Source organism: Salinisphaera sp. SPP-AMP-43, assembly GCF_049568105.1.
In the GTDB taxonomy this organism is placed as follows: Bacteria; Pseudomonadota; Gammaproteobacteria; order Nevskiales; family Salinisphaeraceae; genus Salinisphaera.
Genome location: NZ_CP145335.1, coordinates 96,231 through 118,984, shown reverse-complemented (window position 1 = coordinate 118,984; position 22,754 = coordinate 96,231). Strand labels below are relative to the sequence as shown.

26 protein-coding genes are annotated in these 22,754 nt (G+C 63.6%); 7 read left to right on the top strand and 19 right to left on the bottom strand.

Annotation, left to right across the window (positions count from 1 at the left end; translation table 11 throughout):
* Positions 1–9: 9 nt before the first annotated feature.
* The 6 genes from V5738_RS00490 to V5738_RS00465 all read right to left on the bottom strand — a co-directional run bounded on the left by V5738_RS00490 (position 10) and on the right by V5738_RS00465 (position 5,647).
* On the bottom strand, positions 10–408 hold the full coding sequence (locus tag V5738_RS00490; RefSeq protein ID WP_423822431.1) for an ATP synthase subunit I: 399 nt from the start codon (positions 406–408) through the stop codon (positions 10–12).
* 145 nt (positions 409–553) lie between these two features.
* On the bottom strand, positions 554–1,411 hold the full coding sequence (locus V5738_RS00485) for a ParB/RepB/Spo0J family partition protein (RefSeq protein ID WP_423822430.1): 858 nt from the start codon (positions 1,409–1,411) through the stop codon (positions 554–556).
* Between the two features lie 139 nt (positions 1,412–1,550).
* Positions 1,551–2,393, bottom strand: a complete 843-nt coding sequence (locus V5738_RS00480; RefSeq protein ID WP_423822429.1) for a ParA family protein — start codon at positions 2,391–2,393, stop codon at positions 1,551–1,553.
* A 110-nt stretch (positions 2,394–2,503) separates the two neighbouring features.
* Complete coding sequence (rsmG, locus tag V5738_RS00475; RefSeq protein WP_423822428.1) at positions 2,504–3,151, bottom strand: 16S rRNA (guanine(527)-N(7))-methyltransferase RsmG; 648 nt, start codon at positions 3,149–3,151, stop codon at positions 2,504–2,506.
* Positions 3,152–3,203: 52 nt separating this feature from the next.
* Entirely contained in the window at positions 3,204–3,941 is a 738-nt protein-coding gene (gene pepE / locus V5738_RS00470) for a dipeptidase PepE (protein ID WP_423822427.1), read from the bottom strand.
* Entirely contained in the window at positions 3,938–5,647 is a 1,710-nt protein-coding gene (locus V5738_RS00465) for a glutamine--tRNA ligase/YqeY domain fusion protein (protein WP_423822426.1), read from the bottom strand. The genes pepE and V5738_RS00465 overlap by 4 nt, the downstream gene beginning before the upstream one ends.
* Positions 5,648–5,916: 269 nt before the next feature.
* Here V5738_RS00465 and V5738_RS00460 point away from each other — a divergent pair, with 269 nt between their 5' ends.
* Complete coding sequence (locus tag V5738_RS00460; protein ID WP_423822425.1) at positions 5,917–6,270, top strand: hypothetical protein; 354 nt, start codon at positions 5,917–5,919, stop codon at positions 6,268–6,270.
* Between the two features lie 27 nt (positions 6,271–6,297).
* On the opposite strand, the gene V5738_RS00455 is transcribed toward V5738_RS00460, so the two are convergent.
* From V5738_RS00455 to V5738_RS00430, 6 genes are all read right to left on the bottom strand, one after another.
* Positions 6,298–6,654 carry a hypothetical protein gene (locus tag V5738_RS00455; RefSeq protein ID WP_423822424.1) on the bottom strand — a complete coding sequence of 119 codons (357 nt, stop codon included), beginning with the start codon at positions 6,652–6,654 and terminating at the stop codon, positions 6,298–6,300.
* A gap of 29 nt (positions 6,655–6,683) precedes the next feature.
* Positions 6,684–8,129 (bottom strand): bifunctional 2-methylcitrate dehydratase/aconitate hydratase, encoded by a 1,446-nt coding sequence (locus V5738_RS00450; RefSeq protein ID WP_423822423.1) that lies wholly within the window; start codon positions 8,127–8,129, stop codon positions 6,684–6,686.
* 30 nt (positions 8,130–8,159) lie between these two features.
* Positions 8,160–9,809, bottom strand: coding sequence for a wax ester/triacylglycerol synthase family O-acyltransferase (locus V5738_RS00445; RefSeq protein WP_423822422.1), 1,650 nt, complete (start codon positions 9,807–9,809; stop codon positions 8,160–8,162).
* Between the two features lie 162 nt (positions 9,810–9,971).
* Positions 9,972–10,364: an MAPEG family protein gene (locus V5738_RS00440; RefSeq protein ID WP_423822421.1), complete on the bottom strand. Its 393-nt coding sequence runs from the start codon at positions 10,362–10,364 to the stop codon at positions 9,972–9,974.
* A 236-nt stretch (positions 10,365–10,600) separates the two neighbouring features.
* Entirely contained in the window at positions 10,601–10,834 is a 234-nt protein-coding gene (locus tag V5738_RS00435; protein ID WP_423822420.1) for a hypothetical protein, read from the bottom strand.
* 150 nt (positions 10,835–10,984) lie between these two features.
* Positions 10,985–11,971 carry an acryloyl-CoA reductase gene (locus V5738_RS00430; protein WP_423822419.1) on the bottom strand — a complete coding sequence of 329 codons (987 nt, stop codon included), beginning with the start codon at positions 11,969–11,971 and terminating at the stop codon, positions 10,985–10,987.
* A gap of 122 nt (positions 11,972–12,093) precedes the next feature.
* Between V5738_RS00430 and V5738_RS00425 the strand changes: the two genes are divergently transcribed.
* The 3 genes from V5738_RS00425 to V5738_RS00415 all read left to right on the top strand — a co-directional run bounded on the left by V5738_RS00425 (position 12,094) and on the right by V5738_RS00415 (position 14,016).
* The gene (locus V5738_RS00425; RefSeq protein WP_423822418.1) at positions 12,094–12,303 is read left to right on the top strand and encodes a dodecin; all 210 of its coding nucleotides are present in this window, start codon (positions 12,094–12,096) and stop codon (positions 12,301–12,303) included.
* An 18-nt stretch (positions 12,304–12,321) separates the two neighbouring features.
* Positions 12,322–12,966, top strand: coding sequence for a pyridoxamine 5'-phosphate oxidase (pdxH, locus tag V5738_RS00420; RefSeq protein ID WP_423822417.1), 645 nt, complete (start codon positions 12,322–12,324; stop codon positions 12,964–12,966).
* Between the two features lie 63 nt (positions 12,967–13,029).
* Positions 13,030–14,016, top strand: coding sequence for a L,D-transpeptidase family protein (locus V5738_RS00415; RefSeq protein ID WP_423822416.1), 987 nt, complete (start codon positions 13,030–13,032; stop codon positions 14,014–14,016).
* A gap of 105 nt (positions 14,017–14,121) precedes the next feature.
* Here the strand turns inward: V5738_RS00415 and V5738_RS00410 are convergent, their stop codons facing one another.
* Positions 14,122–14,376 carry an Lpp/OprI family alanine-zipper lipoprotein gene (locus tag V5738_RS00410; RefSeq protein WP_423822415.1) on the bottom strand — a complete coding sequence of 85 codons (255 nt, stop codon included), beginning with the start codon at positions 14,374–14,376 and terminating at the stop codon, positions 14,122–14,124.
* A gap of 135 nt (positions 14,377–14,511) precedes the next feature.
* On the opposite strand from V5738_RS00410, the gene V5738_RS00405 reads away from it, so the two are divergent.
* Positions 14,512–15,690, top strand: a complete 1,179-nt coding sequence (locus tag V5738_RS00405) for an enoyl-CoA hydratase/isomerase family protein (protein ID WP_423822414.1) — start codon at positions 14,512–14,514, stop codon at positions 15,688–15,690.
* A 506-nt stretch (positions 15,691–16,196) separates the two neighbouring features.
* On the opposite strand, the gene V5738_RS00400 is transcribed toward V5738_RS00405, so the two are convergent.
* Both V5738_RS00400 and V5738_RS00395 read right to left on the bottom strand, forming a co-directional pair.
* Entirely contained in the window at positions 16,197–17,708 is a 1,512-nt protein-coding gene (locus tag V5738_RS00400) for a protein adenylyltransferase SelO (protein WP_423822413.1), read from the bottom strand.
* Between the two features lie 57 nt (positions 17,709–17,765).
* Positions 17,766–18,209 carry a hypothetical protein gene (locus tag V5738_RS00395; protein WP_423822412.1) on the bottom strand — a complete coding sequence of 148 codons (444 nt, stop codon included), beginning with the start codon at positions 18,207–18,209 and terminating at the stop codon, positions 17,766–17,768.
* Positions 18,210–18,339: 130 nt separating this feature from the next.
* Here V5738_RS00395 and V5738_RS00390 point away from each other — a divergent pair, with 130 nt between their 5' ends.
* Positions 18,340–18,786, top strand: coding sequence for an SRPBCC family protein (locus tag V5738_RS00390; protein WP_423822411.1), 447 nt, complete (start codon positions 18,340–18,342; stop codon positions 18,784–18,786).
* Between the two features lie 53 nt (positions 18,787–18,839).
* Here the strand turns inward: V5738_RS00390 and mscL are convergent, their stop codons facing one another.
* The 3 genes from mscL to V5738_RS00375 form a co-directional block, all read right to left on the bottom strand.
* The gene (gene mscL / locus V5738_RS00385) at positions 18,840–19,268 is read right to left on the bottom strand and encodes a large-conductance mechanosensitive channel protein MscL (protein ID WP_423822410.1); all 429 of its coding nucleotides are present in this window, start codon (positions 19,266–19,268) and stop codon (positions 18,840–18,842) included.
* A gap of 376 nt (positions 19,269–19,644) precedes the next feature.
* A complete protein-coding gene (locus V5738_RS00380) occupies positions 19,645–20,058 on the bottom strand; it encodes a hypothetical protein (protein ID WP_423822409.1) in 414 nt (137 codons plus the stop codon).
* 38 nt (positions 20,059–20,096) lie between these two features.
* Positions 20,097–20,723: a glutathione S-transferase N-terminal domain-containing protein gene (locus tag V5738_RS00375; RefSeq protein ID WP_423822408.1), complete on the bottom strand. Its 627-nt coding sequence runs from the start codon at positions 20,721–20,723 to the stop codon at positions 20,097–20,099.
* 86 nt (positions 20,724–20,809) lie between these two features.
* Between V5738_RS00375 and queA the strand changes: the two genes are divergently transcribed.
* Positions 20,810–21,835, top strand: coding sequence for a tRNA preQ1(34) S-adenosylmethionine ribosyltransferase-isomerase QueA (gene queA / locus V5738_RS00370; RefSeq protein WP_423822407.1), 1,026 nt, complete (start codon positions 20,810–20,812; stop codon positions 21,833–21,835).
* Here queA and V5738_RS00365 read toward each other — a convergent pair.
* Complete coding sequence (locus V5738_RS00365; RefSeq protein WP_423822406.1) at positions 21,832–22,683, bottom strand: DUF1206 domain-containing protein; 852 nt, start codon at positions 22,681–22,683, stop codon at positions 21,832–21,834. The two genes, queA and V5738_RS00365, sit on opposite strands and share 4 nt — an antisense overlap.
* Positions 22,684–22,754: the final 71 nt, after the last annotated feature.

Here is a 22,754-nt window from a genome sequence, read left to right as displayed (position 1 = left end):
ATCTTCCCCTTATCGCTTGACTTCAGCCGCGCCGGGCATCATCTGCCGGAGCGAAGCGCCGCCGCCTATGTAGGCCAGCTGGGCGCAACCGAAGCCGACCAGCAGCGCCAACGGATCCAGGCGCAACCAGCCCATGCCTATGCCAAAACCGACCAGCGTGAACGCCAGCCGCTCGAACATACCGATCATCAGGCCCATTGTCTGAGCCTGCGGCGAGGCCTTAGCCGCGCCGGCGCGGCGAGTACGAAGCACCAGCAACAATGTATTGCCGATGGCCATCGCGCCACCGTAGAGCGCCGCCAACACTGGATAACCAGGCGCGACGCGCACGAAAAAAATGATCGCCGCGACAACCGCGACAATCACGAACTGGAGGAATAACAGGTTGAGCACGCCGCGGCGCTTCATATTGTCTCCCCTCGGCGCCTTCCCAAGCGCCGGCGGCTCGCACGAGACCGCTCCGAATGAGTACGAAGTGTACCCACCTCGTAACACTCGAGCAACACGCAGCCGAAGACGCCGCGGCCCACACCGCGGTGCTGGCATTATACAACTATTCGAAGCGACCGACCAGCGCGTCCAATTCCTCGGCGGATGTGTAGCGGATCACCACGCGCCCACCGCCGCGACGGTCCGGCTCGATACGCACGCCGGCCTCGAGGCGTTTGGCAAGACTCGACTCGAGCCGTTCCACGGTCGCGTCGCGCGCCGGCTTCGGTTCGGCAGCGCTCTCGCCAGCGAGCAGGGTTCGGACCAGTGACTCGGTCTGGCGTACGGTCAGACGACGGGCCACCACCCGCTCGGCGGCCTGCGACTGCTCGTCGCCGGCCAGTGCCAGCAGGGCTCTGGCATGTCCCATCTCGATCTCGCCGGCCCGCAGACGATCGGCCACATCGGTATTCAGATCCGCAAGCCGTAGCAGATTCGATACCGAGGCCCGCGAGCGGCCCACTGCCTCGGCACAGGCGGCATGGGTCATGCCGTATTCTTCGATCAGACGCTTGAGCGCTGCCGAGACTTCCAGCGGATTGAGGTCTTCGCGCTGAATATTCTCGATCAGCGCGATCGCCATGGCTGCATCGTCGGCCAGCTCGCGGACCACGGCCGGAACCGTGGACAGGCCAGCGATATGGGCCGCCCGCCAGCGGCGCTCGCCGGCGATGATCTCGTAGCGCTCCGGGTCGTCGTCGCGTCGACGTACGACTAAAGGCTGAATCACGCCCTGGGCCCGGATCGATTGCGCCAACGCGTCCAGCGCATCGGCATCCATATCGCGGCGCGGCTGATAGCGCCCCGGTGACAGATGATCGAGCGCCACGTCGCTCAGCGCGCCGGAAGCCGCCGCTTCGTTGTAGTCGTTCGCGAGCAGGGATTCCAGGCCCCGGCCGAGGCCCCGCTTTTTTTGTGCCATAGCTCTGCCTGATACTCCGGGTTCGCCGCAAACCGTCGAAAAGACGGCGCTTATGCCTGAGCGGCGGGTGCAACGGATTGTACAATCACGGCCGGCCGCTGATGGCCGACCGGCGTGTTATGTCTTATGGACGAGCGTGTCAGCCGCGCTTGCGACGGCGCCCGAACAGCGAGGATACCGCACGCCGCGCCCCATCGGTCGGCGCATCCACGACCTCACTGTCATCGCGACCGAGGATTTCCGCGGCCAGCTGACGATAGGCCTTCGCTCCGGTCGCGCTGCCGTCGTAGGCTATGATCGACAGCCCATGGCTGGGCGCTTCGGCCAGGCGCACATTGCGCGGAATCACGGTTTCGTAGACGGAATCGCCGAAATAATCGATCAGCTGGGCCGATACATCGCCCGTCAACCGATTGCGATTGTCGTACATGGTCCGCAGCACGCCTTCGACAGTCAGCTCCGGATTGATCCGGCTGCGCACGCTCTCGATCGTCTCCAGCAGCGCCGACAGCCCTTCCAGCGCATAGTATTCACACTGCATCGGAATGATCACGCCGCGCGCAGCGACCAAAGCATTGACGGTCAGCATCGACAGGGCCGGTGGGCAGTCGATGACCACATAATCGAAGCTGTCGGCGATCGAGCCCAGCGCGCGCTTGAGCGCCGATCGGCCATCGCCGCGCTCGCGTAGCCCGACTTCGGCCGCGGTCATGTCGCTGTTGGCACCGAGCAGATAGAACTGGCCGTCGTTGACCACTTCCAAGGCCTCGGCCACGCCTTTGTCGCCCAGCAGGAAGTCGCAGACCGTGGCCTCTAAGGCGTTTTTGTCCACGCCGACACCCATGGTGGCGTTGCCTTGGGCATCCATATCGATCAGCAGTACGCGCTGTTCGGCCTCCGCCAATGCAGCGGCCAGATTGACAGCGGTGGTGGTCTTGCCGACCCCGCCCTTCTGGTTGGCGATCGCGATGATGTTGCTCATTGAAAAAATAGCCTGGCGGTTGGCGCCGCGTTCGAACATGGCGCATGCGGCGCGCGAGGTGAGTTTAGCGTATGCCGGTGCGCGGGCGTCCAGCCGCGCTGCCTATCCGGCTAGGTCAGTTCCGGCGCAAGAATGACGACATGCCGCTCGGCATCCAGGCCGGGCACGCTCACCGGCCGCGTCTCGACATGGTAAAAACCCCGTGGCAAATCAGCCATTTCGGCTGCCGGATCGCGCCCTTTCATGAGTACGACCCGGCCGCTTGGCGCGACCAGATGGCCGGCGCCGCGCAACGTGTCGGCAGCGGTGGCGAAGGCCCGAGTGGTCACGCAGTCGAAGCGTTTGGCCGGGGTATAGGCCTCGACCCGCGACTGTACGACCTCGGCATTGTCCAGACCGAGCTGGCGTCGGGCATGGCGCAGGAATGTCGCCTTCTTGCGATTGGATTCGACCAGCGTCACGGCAAGCTGTGGCCGAATGATCGCCAACACCAGCCCGGGCAAGCCCGGCCCGGTGCCGACATCGACCACGTTCGTACCGGTCACGAGATCCGACACGGCCAGACAATCCAGCAGATGCCGCGTGACCATCGCCTCTGGCTCGCGGACCGCTGTGAGATTGTAGGTGGCGTTCCAGGTGGTCAGTTCGTGCAGATAGGCGATCAGACGTTCACGGACCTCGGCCGCGCTCGACAGACCGAGCGCATCCATACCGGCGGCCAGCCGCTCGCTGCATGCATCCCAGTCGGTCATGGCCATAGCGGTCGAGTCCTCGAGATACTCTTTATAGACAGCGCAGGATAGCCGTTTTTCATACCGCTGCAGACCCGGAATCGTCCAACCAGGAGCTCAGATCGGCTGCCTCGTCCAGTGCCTGCTGTCCGCTCGCATCGAACCCCCAGGCAGCGCCGCCGAGTAAGGCTAGATTCGAGCCCTGGCGCAACAGTGCCCGCCCTTCAGGCAGTGCAATCACGCGACGATCGGGGTTAGCCACGCAGTATTCGGCCAGCCGCTGCTCTCGCGATTCCCCATTGTGACCAGGCGCCGAGCCGCCCATGAAATGCGGATTGATCTGAAACGGCACCAGAGCCAGGGTCGCGAACGAGGCCGGCTCGACGATCGGCATGTCGTTGCTGGTCGCCAGGCTGGGGGTCGCGATATTGGCGCCGGCGCTCCAGCCGATATAAGCACCGCGGCGGGCCCGCTCTGCCAACGGCTGCATCAAGCTGTCGGCCTGCAGGCGCGCGGTCAGGGCAAAGGTATTGCCGCCGCCGACCACAAGCAGCGGCGCAGCCTCGATCGCCGCAGCCGGATCCGCGGCCTTGTGCAACGCAGCCAGCTCGATACCGAGCTTGGCAAACACCTTGGCGACCCGGCCATGATAGGCCGAATAACTCTGGGTGACCGCGGCATAAGGCACGAACAAGCCACAGTCGAGCCCGCGCTCGGCCGCAAATTCTGCAATCCAGGCTGCTGCATGCTCGAGATAGCCGGTATCGCCGGCCCGCGAGCTGCTCAGCAGGAGTTGATCGCCACCGGCTCGACTCATGCGTCGCCGCGCGATTCGATCTTGGCCCAGGTATCGCGCAGCGCGACCACACGATTGAACACCGGCGCGCCCGGCGCATGATCGTAGCGATCGGCCACGAAATAGCCGGTGCGCTCGAACTGCAGCCGGGTTTCCGGCGCGACTTCGGCGGCCGCCGGTTCGACCCAGCAGTCCGGGTACACACTCAGGGAATCCGGATTCAGGCCGTCGAGCACATCGTCCTCGCGGCCCGGATTCTCGATCGAGAACAGCCGATCGTAGACCCGTACCAAGGCCTGGCGGCCGTGGCTGGCCGAAACCCAGTGGATCACCCCCTTGGGCTTGGTCCCATCCACCGGGTTCGCACCCAGGGTATCGGGATCGTAGTGGCAATGGACTTCGACGATCTCGCCGGCGTCGTTTTTGACCACGTCATGCGCCTCGATCACATAGGCATTGCGTAGGCGCACCTTTTTGCCGAGCACCAAGCGCTTGTATTTCTTGTTGGCTTCTTCTCGAAAATCGGCTTTTTCGATATAGATCTCGCGGGTGAGCGGCAGTTCGCGCTCGCCCATATCGTCGCGATTGGGATGCCCCGGCGCAGTCAGCGTCTCGACCTGGCCGGCTTCCCAGTTGGTGATCACGATCTTGAGCGGATCCAGCACGCACATCGCACGCGCGGCGTGGGTATTCAGATCGTCGCGGATCGCATGTTCGAGCATGGCCGCATCGACGATACCGCCACTGCGCGACACGCCGACCATTTCGCAGAAGTTGCGAATCGATTCCGGCGTATAACCGCGCCGACGAATGCCGGAGATAGTCGGCATGCGTGGATCATCCCAGCCGTCGACGATGTTTTCGTCGACCAGCCGCCGCAGCTTGCGCTTGCTGGTGATGGTGTAGTTCAGATTGACCCGAGCGAACTCGTACTGAACCGGGCGCGACGGCACCGGTAGATGTTCGATCAGCCAGTTATAGAGCGGCCGATGATCTTCGAATTCCAGGGTACAGATCGAATGGGTCACACCCTCGATCGCATCCGACTGGCCATGGGCAAAGTCGTAGGACGGGTAGACACACCACTTATCGCCGGTCTGGTGATGGGCCTTGTTGCGGATCCGATAGATCACCGGATCGCGCAGATTGATATTGCCCGAGGTCATATCGATTTTGGCGCGTAGGCTGGCCGTGCCTTCGGCGTATTCGCCGCGGGCCATCGCCTCGAACAGGGCCCGAGACTCGGCCGGATCGCGGTCGCGGTAGGGGCTGTTGATGCCCGGCTCGGTGAGCGTGCCGCGGTATTCGCGAATCTGGTCCGGCGTCAGCTCATCGACATAGGCTAGACCGGCATCGATCAGATGCAGCGCATAGCCGTAGAGCGTATCGAAATAGCTCGACGTGAAACGCGCCTCGCCATCCCACTCGAAACCGAGCCAGTGCACGTCGGCCTGGATCGAATCGATGTATTCCTGATCTTCGGCATCCGGATTGGTGTCATCGAAACGCAGCCGGCAGCGACCGCCGAAATACTCGGCCAGGCCGAAGTTCAAGCAGATCGAGGCAGCATGCCCGATATGCAGATAGCCATTCGGCTCGGGCGGAAAGCGTGTGACTACTTCGCCGGTCTGCTCGCCCGAGGCGATCTGCTCGGCGATCAGGTTACGCAGAAAATTGTTGCCGGCCTTGCTCTGTTCAGAGGCAGCGGGGACGTCTTGGTGGCTCATATCGGCAGGCTCATCGAAATCGGCTTCGCATTGATCGAGGGCGCAATCGCTATCCCATCGATGCGTTGCCGCGGATTATAACGGCTCGCTGCCCATCGCAGGCCTCGACTTTGGCGGATCGCCCGGCGTCGTCGGTTTTTAAGCCATATTCGATGCGATCAATCCGCGCCCGGCACGACCGTTCAATTATTAATGAACGATTCATACGACCGATCTAGACTGCTGATTATCGATACGACAGACCGATTGCATTCGGCATGGAGATCGCTATGCACAAGTCCTTCATCCTCAGCCTGGCCGCACCGCTGGCCGGCCTGGTTCTGCTCGGCGCCGGCGTCGGTGCCCAGGCCCGCGATTTCGGCCACCACGATCATTCGACCGTGAATGTCCGCGATCATCTGCCCATGCGGCATAGCAGCCAATACCACCGGCGAGACGGCTATCGTGGCGACTATGGTCACAATCGCTACCGCGGTGATCATCGGCATCGCGACAGCCGCCGATACGCTCACGATCGCCGGTATCAACATCAATACCGTGGGCATGGCGAGCACCGGCGCTATGCCCATGACCGGCGCTGGCATCGCGACAAGCGCGAGCGCAATTTTTTCGGCCGCTGGTAAGCCAGAAACCAGATCGCAGACGGCCGGCTATTCGGGGCGGCCGTCTGTAGCGCTCGTGAAATAAGCATCTTCGAGAAAATCCGCCAGGCGCGGATAGCGGTCCGGAGCGAGCCCGCCGACCACCCGCTGCATGCTCGAGCGGATCACGCGCATCGCCCCCGACAGGCCGACATCGATGCTCTTGCGGGTAGCCAGCCCCACCCCGAGATCGCGCAGCGGCCGCTGAAAATGATATTCGAACGAGGTTTCGGTCAGCTCGGCGATCAAGGCGACCACATGCTCGCGGTCTACCCTGTCCGGGGCGTTACGTAACGCATCGATCGTCGTGCGTACGCACTCGGCCTGATCAGCCGAGAGCGGGCAGCCGATCATCGCTTCGGCCATAGCCTGGGCTCCTGGGATGGGAAAGTGATCTACACCACGAACAGATCGGTGAACTCGGGCACCGACGTGGCCTCGGTACGCGCCTGATCAGCCACGATCGCGTGGATGCGCTCGGCATTCTTGGGCGCGATCTTGAGCGCCAGATTGGCGGCGAACTTTGTCTTCAGTTCGGGGATGCCTTCGTCGCGGCGCCGGCGATGGCCAATCGGGTAATCCACCGAGATCTTGTCGGTCGCGCTGCCGTCGTCGAAAACCACCTGGACAGCATTGCCGATCGCCCGCTTGTCGGCTTCCAGGTATTCGGCGGTAAAGCGTTCGTTTTCGACCACGCTCATCTTGGCGCGCAGGGCGTCGATGCGCGGGTCGGCGGCCACGTCGTCTTCGTAGTCGGCGGCGGTCAGCCGGCCGAAGATCAAGGGCACGGCCACCATGTATTGCAGGCAGTGGTCGCGGTCGGCCGGGTTGTCCAGCGGGCCGGTCTTGTCGATGATCCGTGCGCCCGATTCCTGGGTTTCGATGACGATGCGCTCGATGGCCTCGAGCCGGTCGACGACCTGCGGGTGCAGGGTGAGCGCGGCTTCGACCGCGGTCTGGGCATGGAATTCGGCCGGGAAGCTGATCTTGAACAAGACCTGTTCCATGACGGTGCTGCCGAAGTCCTGGCCGAGGGTGATTTCGTTACCGCGAAACAGGGCGTCCTGAAAACCCCAGGTGGGCGCGGTCAGCGCCGAGGGGTAGCCGATTTCGCCGCGCAGTACGCGCAGCGCCAGCAGTACGCCGCGCGAGGTGGCATCTCCGGCAGCCCAGGATTTGCGCGGGCCGGTGTTCGGCGCATGCCGATAAGTGCGCAACGCCCCGCCGTCGACAAAAGCATGGCTGACGGCGTTAGTGACTTCTTGCTTGTTGCCGCCGAGCATGCGGGTGACCACGGCACAGGTGGCGATCCGCACCAGCAGCACGTGGTCCAGCCCGACCCGGTTGAAGCTGTTGTCCAGCGCCAGGATGCCCTGGATTTCGTGGGCCTTGATCATGGCGATGAGCACGTCGCGCAGGCTCAGCGGGGCATGCCCCTTGGCGATATTGCGCCGCGAGACGTAGTCGGCCACCGCCAGGATGCCGCCGAGGTTGTCCGACGGATGGCCCCATTCGGCAGCCAGCCAGGTGTCGTTGAAGTCCAGCCAGCGGATCATGCAGCCGATGTTGAAGGCCGCGGTCACCGGGTCCAGGGCATAGGCCGTGCCCGGTACGCGGGCGCCGTCGGCCAGGGTCGCGCCTTCGACCACCGGCCCGAGCAGTTTGGTGCAGGCCGGATAGTTCAGGGCCTGCAGACCGCAGCCCAAGGTGTCGATCAGACAGTAACGCGCGGTCTCTAGCGCTTCGGCGCTGTCGATTTCCACGTCGCAGACATAGTCGGCGATACGCGTGATGACGGTGTCGAACGGCACACGGCTGGCGGAGCGGATATCGGCGGACATGGACAACCTAGAAACGAATGGAAACAGTACTCAGCTATCGGGCGTTTTCGAACCACGCCCGGAGTTTTTGCTCGAAGCCGTACGACTGCGAGCGCTGGTCTTGCGCGAGGCCGTCTTGCCAGCCGACGTCTTGTTCTGGCTTTTGCTTTGGCTTTTGCTTTGGCCCTTGTTCTGGCTTTTCGCCTGGCTTTGCGCATTCGAGCCGTTTTTGGAAGCGCCGGCCGCCGGCTGCTGTGCCGGGCTTTCGACAGGCGCTGGGGCCGCCTCGGGCTTGGGCCCATACAGCGCGCGCAGTTCGTCGAGGGCCTCGCCGGCATAGACCGCGATGTGCTGTAACGACGGCAGACTGTCTCGACAGCCGATGAAACCGAAGCCCATGGTATCGGCATAGCCATGCACGGTGATATTGAGCGCCTGGCCATGGGTGACCAGCGAGGTCGGATAGAAGGCCTCCATTTCCGCGCCGTTGATGAACAGCGATTTGCGCGGCCCTGGCAGGTTCGACACCGTGACGTTGAATACCGGCCGGGTACGCCCGGCCATGCCCGAGACCAGCGACAGGATATACGGCGACATCAGCGCGATCGTGTACTGGGTAATCGCTGCTGCCGAGAGTTTTTCCAGGCTCGCCTTGGCTGCTTGGGTCGAGGCAGCAATGGTTTCGAAACGTGTTTTGGTGTCGGGCTCGTCGGTGGCCATGGTCGCGATGATGAAGGTGATCGCGTTGCCGTGGTCGTCATCGTCGGCGCTGTCGGCGGTGCGTACCGAAACCGGGATACCCGCGGTCAGCGATTTCTTAGGCAGCGCATTGATCTCCATCAGATAACGCCGCAGCGCGGTGCCACAGATCGTGAGCACGATATCATTGACCGTACCACCGGCATTCTTCGCCAGCCCTTTGAGCTCGGCCAGCGAATACAGCTGGGTCGCATAGCGCCGTGGTGCCGTGATACGACCATTGAGCACCGAACTCGGGGCCGCGAACGGCAGCCCCATCGCATTCTTGCCTGAGCGGGCCGCACGCAGCATGTCACGGACCACACCGGCGAACCCCGACAGCGAGCTCACCTGGTCGCGGGTGCCGCCGACCAACTGAGCCATGGCCCGATATAGGCCCGGGCGAGCTTCTTCCGGAGCTTTTTTGCGGCGGCGCCGTTTCGGCTCGATCGCCCAGAACGGCGGCCGGCCGCGGGTTTCGGCGGTCCCGTCCAGGGCTCGGGCCAACAGCCGCATGCCGGCCACGCCGTCGATCAGCGAATGATGGATCTTGAGATAGATCGCAAACCGTCGACCGGCCAGACCCTCGATCAGATGGCATTCCCAGGGCGGATAGTCGAAATCGATCGGATGGCTGTGCAGCCGCGAGGTCAGTGTGCCGAGTTCGAGTTCGCCACCGGGTGACGGCAGCGCTGAATGCCGGAAATGATAATCGACATCGATCTCATCGAGCAGCTCCCATTCCGGCACCACCGTGCGCAGACGCCCTGAGCGCAGACGCTGATTCCATGGCCGAAAGGCCTGCGGGAACTGTCGCCAATGGTCGACCAACTGCTGGCAAAAATCGTCCGGTGCATCGTCCGGAATTTTGAAGGTCAGCAGACCGCCGACCTGCATCGGGGCATTGGGCGTCTCCACGTTCAGCCACGCGGTATCCACCAGATTCAATCGTTTGGTTTGCATAGCCACCTCGCGGGCACGATCGATCACTTGGAGCGCGCATTATCGTTCGGATATGCGCTACGTCGAGGATACCGCGATCGCCGGTTCGGGAAATAAATCTTTTGGCGCGCACCGGGAGGAATCGGCCCTGCCCCTCCCGGGCCACGACGAATCAAAGATTTGCTAGCCGATTGCCCCGGTAATGAACAGCGCGACCGTACAGGCCGTCGCGCCAGCCCAGACCAGACTGCGCAGACTGGCGCGATCGGTGATATAGCACCAGCCATACACCAGGCGCAGTAGTATGAACAGTACCGCCAGCAGGTTGACGACACCGATCGAGCCGCCTGAAATCACGGCGATGATCACCCCGGCGGCGAACGGTGGAAACGCCTCGAAACCGTTGAGCTGGGCCCAGTAGGCACGTTTCTGTGCGCCTTCGGTCTGGGCCAGCCATTCGCGTGGATGACGATTGTCGTTGCTGCCCATCTTGTGCTGGCCGGCAAATTTGGCATAGCCGACGAAACCGATCGGCATGAATGCCGCGATCAAGACACACCAATAAGCCAGAATCATAGAACCCCCTTGTCGACAGTGGAACGAGCGCGGACCGGGCCGGAACGCCCCCTACGGACCGTATCCAGCCCATGGTGCCTGGTCGAAGCCGGTGCCGTCGCGGCCCGCACGCGAATCGCAAAGCATCGGATCAAGCCGGTCGGCACGTGGCCGGGCCGATAGTCGCAATATGCGCTACCCGAGCGACCGGATGCGAGCGCGCAAGGCATGCCGGCCCAGCCCGGCAGCGTGCCAAATCAGCGATCGATGGTGACCCACTGAAAGGCGCTGTTGGAAAACAGTGTCTTGTCGCTCGATGCAGCCGACCCGATACGTTCGTAGTTCGCCTGCAAACCGATGGCCTCGGAGGCCGGCTCGGCGGCGCTCGAGGCCGCGCCGCGCTTGGCGCCGGCACGGTATTGGCCAGCCCTAATCCATGTACTTTCGCACTGGCCCATTTTCAGCCCGCCCCAGAGGGTCGAAGATTTCACTCAGCGCCCTCGTTTTGAACCAAGCACCGCCATGCCTGGGCCGGCGACGCCGACCACTGTCTTGCAAGCCGAACCGAGCAGGCCAGCCGGGTTCTGGCCTGTCGCTGTGACATGCCCGCCTTGTGCCGGCCATGCACGCTGCTGATCGGCTCAGCGCGCGATTTCAACCACGGTACGCCCGGCATGCTCGCCGGCAATGATCGCATCGCAAACGTCATGCACCTGGTCGAGGCCGATGGTCTGAGCGGCGATCTGATCCAGATGGGCCGGCTTCAACTCGGCAGCCAGATCCGACCAGATCGCTGCGCGCCACTGGCTTGGGCATTCCACAGAGTTGATGCCCAGCAACGATACCCCGCGCAGGATGAACGGCAGCACCATCGTATCCAGCTTCGGGCTGGCTGCCAGGCCGATCGCCGCGACATTACCGAACTGGACGATCTGCCCCAGCATGTCGGCCAGGACCGAGCCTCCCAGGGCATCGATCGCGCCTCCATAGCTTTCGCTACCCATGGGCCGCCCGCCCAGATCCAGCGTCTCGGGAGCGATGACGTCGGTCGCACCGAGTTCACTGAGCCACTCGCCCTGGGCTTCGACCCGACGGGTGACTGCGATCGGGGCGAATCCGGCCTGTGCCAGCATTTCGATGGCAAAGTTGCCCACCCCGCCGGCCGCTCCTGTTACCAGGATCGGCCCCTGTTCCGGGCGTTGAAAATTGTCGCGCATGCGCTTGATCGCCATGGCAGCCGTGAACCCGGCCGTGCCCAGGGCCATCGATTCCCAGAGCGTGAGCCCGGCCGGTAGCCGAGTCACACAGTCGGCCGGCACGCGGACATACTCGGCCAGGCCGCCGTCACGGGTTTCCGACAGCAGCCAGCCCGTCACCAGGACTTCGTCGCCACAGGCAAAGCGATCGTCGTCGCTGGACTCGACCACACCGGCCACGTCGATGCCGGCATTGAGCGGTCGCTGGCGGGCGATCTTGCCAGCACCGGTGATCGCCAGGGCGTCTTTATAGTTCAGGCTGGAATACCGGGCCTTGATGATCACGTTGCCTTCGGTCAACGCCGACTGTTCGATCTCGTCAAGCCGGCCACGCGGGCCATCATCGGTATCGATAATGCGTAGTGCTTTCACCGAGGGCTCCTTAGATTACGAAAACACCGTTTTTTTAACACAGCGCGCTGCCTTGATGAGGCTTGAGCAGGCGTCGGCCACCGCGTAGGCTTGCTTGATCATTCCATAAACCACCGCATGTCATGAGCGACAACGTCTATAAGTCCGTCGAACTCACCGGTTCTTCTGAAACCAGCCAAGAAGACGCCGTGCGCAAGGCCGTGGCCGAGGCTTCCAAAACGATCAAGCACATGCGCTGGTTCCAGGTGATCGATACCCGTGGCCATATCGAAGACAACGAGATCGCGCACTGGCAGGTCACGGTCAAGATCGGCTTCACCCTCGAAGACTGATCGCGCGGACCTCTGTCGATGAGTGATCAACCAAGCGCTTGGCAGGGCGAACTGGACCGCGACGATCTGGTCGAGTCGAACGTACCGGCCGACCCGCTCGCCCTGTTCGCCGACTGGTATGCCGCGGCTGGCGCATCCGATATGCGTGAGCCGACCGCCATGACCTTGGCCACCGTCGATCCGGACGGCTTGCCCTCGGCGCGTATCGTGCTGCTCAAGGGCTTCGATACCGCCGGCTTTCGTTTTTATACCAACTACGACAGCCGCAAGGGCCAAGCTCTGGCGGCCCATCCGCATGCCGCCCTAGTGTTCTGGTGGGAACCGCTCGAGCGCCAGGTCCGGGTCCGTGGGCCGGTGAACAAGATCGACAGCGCGGCCTCGGATGCTTATTTCGAACGCCGTTCACGCGGCAGCCAGATCGGCGCCCATGCCTCGCTGCAGAGCCAGACTCTGCCCGACCGGACCGCGCTCGAACGCCGATTAGCCGACACCGAAAGCCGCTTCGCCAATCAAGCCGTGCCCCGCCCTTCGCACTGGGGCGGCTATGTGCTCGCGCCCGAGTCCATTGAGTTCTGGCAGGCCCGCCGTAACCGGCTGCATGACCGGCTGCGCTATTATCGCGACCACGACGACGTCTGGGAGATCGAACGGCTGTCGCCCTAGGCGGCGCCGCCGAGGCCGTCGTGCTTCGCCGCGCGATGCAAGCGGCGCCGTTTGGGAGATGACATGAGTCTGTTGCGTTGGGTTCTGCGGCTGGGTCTTTTGTGGCTGAGTCTGGCCGCCACACCGGTGTTCGCTGCGGCCTACGATATGCCGCCGCCTGGTTCGGACATCGTCGGCCAGGTACAGCACATCAAGACTCAGGCCTCGGATACCTTCGTGGCCCTGGCCCGCAAGTACGATGTCGGCTATCGCGAACTGCGGCTGGCCAACCCTGATGTCGATCCCTGGCTGCCTGGCGACGGCACGCCAGTGGTGATTCCGAGCGCCTACGTGCTGCCGAATGTTGCGCACGAGGGCATTGTGATCAATATCCCGGAAATGCGGATCTATTATTTTCCGCCAGAGGATAGCGAGTATCACGGCAAGGTCTTTACCTACCCGATCGGCATTGGCCGCCAGGGCTGGTCGACGCCGCTGGCCGAGACCAAGATCACCCAGAAGATCCCGCATCCGACCTGGACCCCGCCGGCCTCGATCAAAAAAGAACATGCTGAAAAAGGCGATCCACTACCGGATGTGGTGGCCGCCGGGCCGAACAACCCGCTCGGCCAGTATGCTCTGCGCCTTGGCCTGCCGGCCTATTTGATTCACGGCACCAACAAGCCGCAAGGCATCGGCATGCGCGTCTCGCATGGCTGCATCCGTTTGTTTCCCGAGGATATTTCGGCGCTGTTCTCGATGGCTTCGGTAGGCACCGCGGTAAATATCGTCAGCGAGCCTTACAAGGTGGGCTGGCAGGGCAAACAGCTGACCATGGAAGCCCATCCGCCCGATGCCAACGGCGATGCGCCGGTCAAATCCTATACGCCCTGGGTGCAATCCTTGATCGCGGCCACCCAGGACAATCCGGGCGCGCCGGTCGGCTGGGAGCGCGCCGAAACCGTGGTCCAGCATTCCGACGGTATGCCGCATACCATCGGTACCGATCCGAGTCGCGAGATCCCCTCAGACGATACCGCCGACAATACTCATGATGGCGGCCCGGACTAGCCGGATCCGACAGCACAGGCGTAGCGCGGACATAAAAAAGGCTCTGTCGACAAACGACAGAGCCTGGCCGAGCCGCTATGTGCGCGGCCTACGGCAACGTAGCTCTTACTTCTGCTGGGAAGATTCGAACATACGCTCCATGCGCTGCGAGTTGGACTGCGACATCGATTTCGCTTCGTTGGCGGTCTGCAGCGCCTGGTTGGCAGTCTGCTGTGCTTCGTTGGCGGTCGATTGAGCCGATTCAGCCTTCCGCATGGCCTGGTCCACCTGGGACTGCATCGGGCCGTTCTGGCTGGCACAGCCAGCGGCGGCAACGACGATGCCAGCTGCGAAAGCTGTCTTGAAGATCGTCTTGATCATAGTAGCAACTCCTAATTATTGCTTTGCTCCGACCGGAAACCCCCGACCGTGCGGAACAAATCTAGCACAACTTGGTCGCGATGTTGATACGATCAGGCGTGCCGAGGGAGCCCTTTTAAACCAAGGAGCTATGATATGACGGGTCCGCGGGTACACCAAACTGAAATAAAGCTGAACGATGGCCGATGCCTTGGTCAGCTGACGCTGAATCATCCGAAGGCGCTCAATGCCCTGCGGCTCGATATGGTCGAGACGCTACAGCGGGCAATCGATGCCTGGGAAGCCCGCGACGATGTAGTGGCGATTGTCATCGATGCCGATTCCGACAAGGCTTTCTGTGCCGGTGGCGATATCGTCAATCTGTATCGGAGTAGCGTGGGCGACGGCGAAGCCGATTATCCAGAGCGTTTTTTTACCGCCGAATACCGACTCTGCCACGATCTGCGCCGCCTGAGTACGCCTTGTATTGCCTGGGGGCACGGCATCGTTATGGGCGGCGGCTGTGGCGTGTTTGCCGCGGCCAGCCACCGCGTGCTGACCGAAACCAGCCGTCTGGCGATGCCGGAAATCAAGATCGGGCTGTTTCCGGACTGTGCCGCGACCTGGTTTTTCAATCGCATGCCAGCGTATCTCGCTCGTTTTCTGGCTTTAACCGGCGCCTCCCTGAATGCCGCCGATAGTCTGTTCGCTGGCCTCGCCGACCATGCCATCAGCCACGCCGCCAAGGCCGACGTGCTGGCCGGTCTGGCAGCGGTCGACGACTGGCGCGACCCGCAAACTACGGTTGCCTGGATACTGGCCGAGACCGAAGCCGCTCGACCGGCCGCCGAGGCTGGCGAAGCTCGCCTGCAAGCCCATCTGGATACCATCCGCCAGGCTGCGAGCGGCGCCGATCTGACCCAGATCGTGGAACGCTTGAGCGGTTTGGCTACGGCCGACGATGCCTGGCTGGCCGAGGCCGGACACAACCTCATTGCCGGCTGCCCGGTCACCGCCCATCTGGTCTATCGCCAACTCGAATTCGGGCGCTATCTATCGCTGCGAGAGGCTATTCAGACCGAGCTGGCGATGGCCCTGCAGTGCTGTGCCCATCCAGATTTTCCGGAAGGCGTGCGTGCCTTGCTGATCGATAAAGACCAACAGCCTCGCTGGCGCTTTAAGCACGTCGCCGAAGTCCCTGCGAACTACGTCGATCGTCATTTTGTGCCGCCTTGGACGGGCCGCCATCCGCTGGCCGATCTCGCCCCCAGCCCAGGGTTTGGCATAGACGACGCCGCGGCGGCACAGCCCATGAGCGTTGCCGGCGCTAGCTAGCGCGTGTTGAGATTTCGTCCGAGCGCCGCGTTGCCGCCCCAAATCCTGGCAGACGGCCGCAAGCCGCCGGTTCTGGGCGAGCTCCGATCAAGGCGCGGCACGCGGCCCGATGCGATTTCGGGCATAACCCTTCGAAACAACGGCAGTGGGCCATAATCCAGCGTCGCCGCTTACGGACGTAGTGCACCGATGCCGCTACTGGCGCCTTGGCCTGCAGCCCAACCGCCCTGCAAACAGCGCTGGGCACGAACGCGCACGAAACCTCAACACGCCCTAGCGCCGAACGGCGTTCTCTCGAAACGCAGTCTTGGCTTGGCTAGCCCGGCTGGCCGGGATAGACAGCCGGCCGGGCAATCGAGATAAGAACGAGGCCGCTTCGAGCGTGCGTCTCGGCAGCCGGGTCGCTCTTGCGCAGTAACGCTATACCGGCCCTGCGATATGGCGCATAGCGGCACGACAACCATTTCTATGGCTCGAACCTGAGGCTCGAACCTGAACCCGGTGGTTCAGGAGGAACAGCTCAAGACCAGTCCGCGCGCCCAATCGGGCGGCAGCCGGGCATAGTCGGCATGCTCGGGCTGCTCGTCGAACGGCCGGCGCAGGATGGCATGCAAACGCTCGATTTCGCTGTAGTCGCCGTTTTCGGCGCGTTCGATGGCGTGTTGGGCCAGATAATTGCGCAGAATGTATTTCGGGTTGACCAAGTGCATCCGAACACGGCGCGCAGCATCGTCGGCCTCGGCCTCACCCAGTCGCGCCCGCCAATCGGCCAGCCAGGCTTCGGCGCCTTCGCGATCGACGAACTCGTCGATAAACGGCGCCGCGCTCGCCGAAGGCGCAGCCGAGACCTCACCCAGCGCCCGAAAACTGCGGGTGAAATCGGCGCCGTCCCGGGCCATCAGCTTGAGCAGGGAGGCCACCAGCTCGGCATCGCCCTCGGCGGCCTCGACCAGCCCCAGCTTGGCCTGCATGCGGGCTTGATAGGCCCGATCATAGGCACTGCGATAATCCTCGAGCAGATTCTGGCCGATCTCGACCGCAGCGTCCGGCTCTTCGGCCAGCAAGGGCAGGATCGCCTGTACGAACCGGCCGAGATTCCATAACCCGATCGCCGGCTGCCGGTTATAGGTATAGCGCCCGGCTTCGTCGGTATGGTTGCAGATCCAGTCCGGATCGAAGCTGTCCATAAAACCGAACGGGCCATAGTCCAGGGTCAGACCCAGCACCGACATATTGTCGGTATTCAATACGCCATGGCAGAAACCGACCGCCTGCCAGTCGGCGATCAACGACGCGGTCAACTCGATGACCCGAACCACCCAGGCACGATAGCGTTCGTAATCGTTTTCGATCGCAGCGAGCTCGGGATGATGGTGCTGGATCACCGCGTCGGCCAGCGGCGCCAGATCGTCGAAACGGCGATCGTAGAACAGCATCTCGAAGCTGCCGAAGCGCACCAGCGAGGGCGCGACCCGGGTCAGAATAGCCGAGGTTTCCACGGTTTCTCGATACACCGGCGCATCACTGCCGACGATTGCCAGCGCCCGGGTGGTCGGAATGCCGAGCCCGGCCAACGCCTCGCTGCCCAGATACTCGCGGATGGTCGAACGCAGTACCGCACGTCCGTCGGCAAAGCGCGAATACGGTGTCTTGCCCGCTCCCTTGAGTTGAATGTCGTAGACCTGGCCGCGGGCATTGACCATATCGCCGAGCGTGATCGCTCGGCCGTCGCCCAACTGGCCGGCCCAGATACCGAACTGGTGGCCACCGTAGCGATGGGCGACCGGCTCGGCACCGGGCGGCAGCCGATTGCCGGACAGTACCTCGGCATAGCCTTCGCGGCGGGCGCGTTCGGCATCGATATCCAGCAGCGCTGCGACATCGTCGTTGAAAGCCACTGGATACGGGGCCTCGATCGCGCTCGGCTGCTGCGGCGCATACCAAGGCATGCCCATCGCTGCCGCACGATTACGCCAGTCCAGCGCCCACAGATCGGATTGTTCAGTTACCACGCTCATATTAGAGAAATGGTGATGCCGGTGCGCCCGGACAACCCGCCCCGGACCAGTCGATGACTACTGACGGTCGCTGGGCGCTCCGCCCTGGCTCGAATTCTGGTTCGAGCCTTGGACCGGTTGGCCCTGTCCGTTGCTGCCGGCCGGCATCTGGCAATAGACGGCATCGGGATCGCCCGAGCCATCGTTGATGTGCACGAGCTTGGCGCCCGGCGTGTTCCGACAGCGTTTTTGCTGATCGCGCAGTCGGGCCGCCTGGACCGCCTGGCTGTGTTCATAGGCTTCGCGTGCATCGCGCAGATGGGCGATATCGTCGGACAGCGGATGCCCCGGGCCGGAGGCACTATTTGGGTCGTAGGGGGTGTCCACCGCGTCGAAGGCATCCACTGGGTCGTTATATGGCCCGGGATGACGCGGCTCCGGCGGCTGATTCATGCACGCCGCCAGCAGACCGGCCACCGCGATCACGGCCAGCGCGCGGGTCGTTGTGGTCACCATACTCATGCCATCCGTCCATCACAGTGGGGGTTTAAGCATCAGTCTAGCGCGGCTACCGAAGCTGCAACATGCGCCCAACGACGACAGAGACGGCGTAAACGCGCTAGGATGCGCTTCTTTTGAGGCGAGTCGAATCATGCAAACGCTCCACGTCTGCCGCGATTTCGAAGCCGATGCGGCCACGATCTTCGACGTCATCGCCGATCACGCCGGCTATACGAGCCTGCCGGGCGTGCGCGCGGCATGGCTGCGTACGCCGGGCGAAAACGAGCCCGGCGGGATTGGTGCCGAACGGGTCATCCAATTGCCCGGCATGCGGTTCGTCGAACAGATCACGGAATACAAACCGGGTGAATCGCTAGGCTATCGGATCGTCGAATGCCCGTTGCCGATCGATCACATCGGCGCGCGCATCATGCTCCAGCCGCTCGGCAGCAACGGCAACCGTACCCGGGTCCACTGGACCTCCCGACTGCGGGGCACCACGCCGGTCGGCGCCGAATTCACGGCGGCGGTCCTGGCCCAGAAAATGCGCCTAGCCTATCGCGGCGCACTGGAATTCTGGGCCCGCCGACTGGCCTGAACGACCGGCTGGACTGGTCGAAAAGCCGGGCCGGTCGTTGCTGGCCGATCGCTTTAGTCGCGGTTCGCGTGTGACGATGAACCGCGCTCGCGTAGTGCATCGCGAATTTCGGTCAACAGGACTTCTTCGCGCGAGGGGGCCGGCGGCAGGCTGGGCTGCGCGGCCTCCTGGCGCTTGAGTCGATTGAGCAGACGTACCACTACGAAGATCGCGAAGGCGATGATCAGGAAATTGATCACCGTCTGAACGAAGCTGCCGTAGTTGAGCGTGACCGCCGGCGCCTGCTCGGTCGCCCGTCGCAGGGTGAACTTGAGATTCGCGAAATCCACGCCGCCGATCAATAGTCCCAGTGGTGGCGTGATGATGTCGTTGACCAGCGAGGTCACGATCTTGCCAAAGGCGCCACCTACGACTACCCCGACCGCCAGGTCGATGACGTTACCGCGTACGGCGAAACCTTTGAATTCGCGCCATAAACTCATTCGTGTTCCCAGAGCCTGTTGAAGTTTCTTAGGCGTGGCATGTGGGCGTCCGCCGATCGTGTGCTCCAAGGCACGCACCGCTGACCACGGCGGGCCACGATCGAGCCGGGCAACGCCGCAGAACGCCTGGGGTTGATTGGCTAGCGCCGGCCAAAGCCGAAAGGCCGCGCCATGCCCGGTCGTGGCTCGCTGACGAGGCGACGTTCGCGATACCGCATCGGGCCGTTCATCGTCATTTGTCCAGCACGGGCTTGGCGTAGACTCGCCGATGGTGGCCGGCCAAGAGTCAACGCGCAACGCGCCATAAGCGGTAATCCGCCGCGCATTGCCCCCTTGTCGGGTCCGGCACGGCCGTTACGGCCTGCGGCGCGCCCTGCTACTGCCAGCCGACTGGGCGATAGCCACGATCGCGCAGGCAGCGATCGACATAGGACCGATAAGCCGGCGCCGGGCTCGAATCGCGGTGGAACATATCGCTGACCAGGCCGGCCGCGACACTGCCGGCGGCACCGGCGGCCGCCCCGCGAGCTGCATCGCCGTAGATCGCGCCGCCCACAGCGCCGCCGGCGCCGCCGACGGCGCCGCGCTCGACGGTCTTGCGCGCAGTCTGGCCATGGCCTTTGGAATAATCCAGGCCGGCCGCCCGGGCCTGATCCATACAGGCCGAAATCGCCTGGTCGCCGCCGGCCGGCGAGCCACCCTGGGCATACAGCACCGGCTTTTGGTTGGCACAGCCGGCCAGCAACAACACCGGCGCCAACCATCCAATCGATCGTTTCGGGATGCGCATTATCCTCTCCTGCACCGCAACGACGGCGCCGTACCGGTTCAATAGTGTTCCTGCAGATAGGCCGCGATACTGCCGGCATCGAACAAGGCGGTTTGAGTGTTGGGGTCGATCAAGGTCGGGGCCGGCGGGTGCGCAGCATCGAGCGCTTCCGGCGCGGCCCGGCGAACCCAGCCCGGCAATTCGCCAATCTGGGCCAACACGGCCGGACTTCGAAGAATATACGGCAGCTCGAGCAATCCCAGCAGCGCCCGGATCTGATACGCCGGTGCACTGGCCTCGTCATTGTACAGTTCGAACAGTCGCGCCGGCGGCCGGCGGCCGCTCGCACCCGGCAGCTGCATCCCCGACAGCCCAGCAAGCTCGGTCTCGGCGGCCGCGCCGAGTTCGCCGATGCCCGGCGGCGCGAGCGCCGCCTCGGCGTAGCGGTTCTGCAAATAGCCGATGATGTCTCTCGATTCATACTGCACGGTATTCGTCGCAGTATCGACCAGCAGTGGGAACTGCTGCCGGCCGCCGACGGCCTCGGCCTGCGGCCGAAAGCGCCGACCGCCACGTGGGCAGGGAAACACGATGCTGTCGAGGCTGAGTGCAGCCAGCGCTTGGCGCACCCCTCGACAGAACGGACAGCCTTCGTATTCGTACAGATGCAGCATGTTTTCGATCATACCGCAACGTCACCACCGCGCTGGGCTGGCTTGCCGGCTCGGCGCGGTGACGCCACAATTCGCGGCTTCCGACCGGTGAAGCGAGCATGGACAAGCGCGATTTCGACTACGATCTGCCCGAGACCTCGATCGCTCAGGCGCCGCTGAGCGAACGGCGGGCCTCGCGCCTGCTCGCCCTCGAGCGCGCCAGTGGCCAAATCGGCGATCGCCAGGTCACTGATCTGGTCGATCTACTGCGTCCGAACGACCTACTGGTGTTCAACGATACCCGGGTACTGGCAGCGCGTCTGCACGGATACAAGGCAACCGGCGGCGCCGTTGAGGTCATGCTCGAGCGCATTCTGGACAGCGGCCGGCTGACGGCCAAGATCAAGGCCAACAAGCCGCCGCGGGCCGAAGCCACGATCGCGATCGGCGACTTCGAACTACGGGTGGTCGCCCGCGAAGGCGAGCTGTATACGCTGGCCCTGGCCGGCGCCGCTGCCTCGGTCCATGACCTGCTGGATGCGCATGGCCACATGCCGCTACCGCCGTATATCCGACGCGCCGACGAGCTGGCCGATCGCGAGCGTTATCAGACCGTCTGGGCGCGCCACGAAGGCGCAGTCGCAGCCCCGACCGCCGGGCTCCATTTCGATCGGCCATTGCTGGACAGCCTGGCTGCCCTGGGGGTCTCCTTCGGCACGGTGACCTTGCATGTCGGCTCGGGCACCTACCAGCGATTGCGCGAAGGCGATGTGCGCCAGCAGAGCCTGCATGCCGAGCGGGTGAATGTCCCGGCCTCGGTCTGCGAACAAGCCAACGCAGCCCGGGCCGCCGGTGGCCGGGTGATCGCGGTCGGCACCACCGCAGTCCGCAGCCTGGAGACCGCCGCCCAGGCTGGCCAGGGACAACTGCTGCCTTATACCGGCGAAACCCAGTTGTTTCTAAAGCCCGGCGACAGCTTTCATGCCGTAGATGCGATCTTCACCAACTTCCACGAGCCGCAATCCAGCCTGTTGATGCTGATCTCGGCCTTCGCCGGGCGAGAGGCGGTACTGGCTGCCTATGCCCATGCTGTGCGCAGCGGCTATCGGTTTTTGAGCTATGGCGATGCGATGTTGATTGCCTAGACCGCAGCCCGGCCACCGGCTGGCCTGTTGGCCGTATCGTTCAAGCTGCTCATCGAGCTCGGGCTAAGGCCGACCCGGCGCACGAAAGCTTCGATCATGCTATAGCAGCCGAACAGCATCACACCGGCCGCCCAGACGGCCAGCACTACCCGACCATAGACATGCTGCTGCACCCAGACCAACAGGCCCTGCACATCTTTGCTATCGCTGGGGTCAAGTGTAATCGCCGAATAGATCACGAATCCGCCTACGCCGATGAACAGCAGTCCGCGTGCCGTCAGTCCGATGCGGCTGACCGGATCGATCCAGCACATGGCTCGCGGTCCGGCCTCGAACCATTTGCGAAAACCGCCGACCGCGGCTTTATAGAGATGTGCAACGCCCGCGCCGGCGATGGCGGTCCCCAGCAACACCACCAGCTCTCGGCCGTAGGGCCACTCCAGGGTCGTCGCCACGGCATGCTGGATAGGCTGGCCCTGCGGATCGCTGGACCAGCTCATGGCCAGCTTGAAGCCGACCCAGGCCAGTGAACCATGGCTGGCCGCGCTGACCAGCAGCGCCCCCCGTACCGCCAGTGCTCCCGGGCCCCAGCCATGCCGGTCGACATCCAATACCGCCTGCACGAAACGCCAGAAGCCGTAGGCGCTCAGGCCGGCCGCCAATACGAGCAGCGTAATCTGGCCGCCGGGTTCGCCGTGCAGCGCCACCAAGGTGCCGCGGACATCCTCGGCTTCGGACAGCTCCCAGGCGGCGCGCAGCGCCAGGATGCCGAAAAATAGATACACCAGACCGCGCGCACCGTAGCCGATACGAGCCAGCCAGCGCACGGTCACTCGCACGACCTGCATGGAAGAGATGTGGTTTCCCCAATAATCATCGACGACCAAACGAACGCCGTCCGCGGCGCAGCTTAACAAAC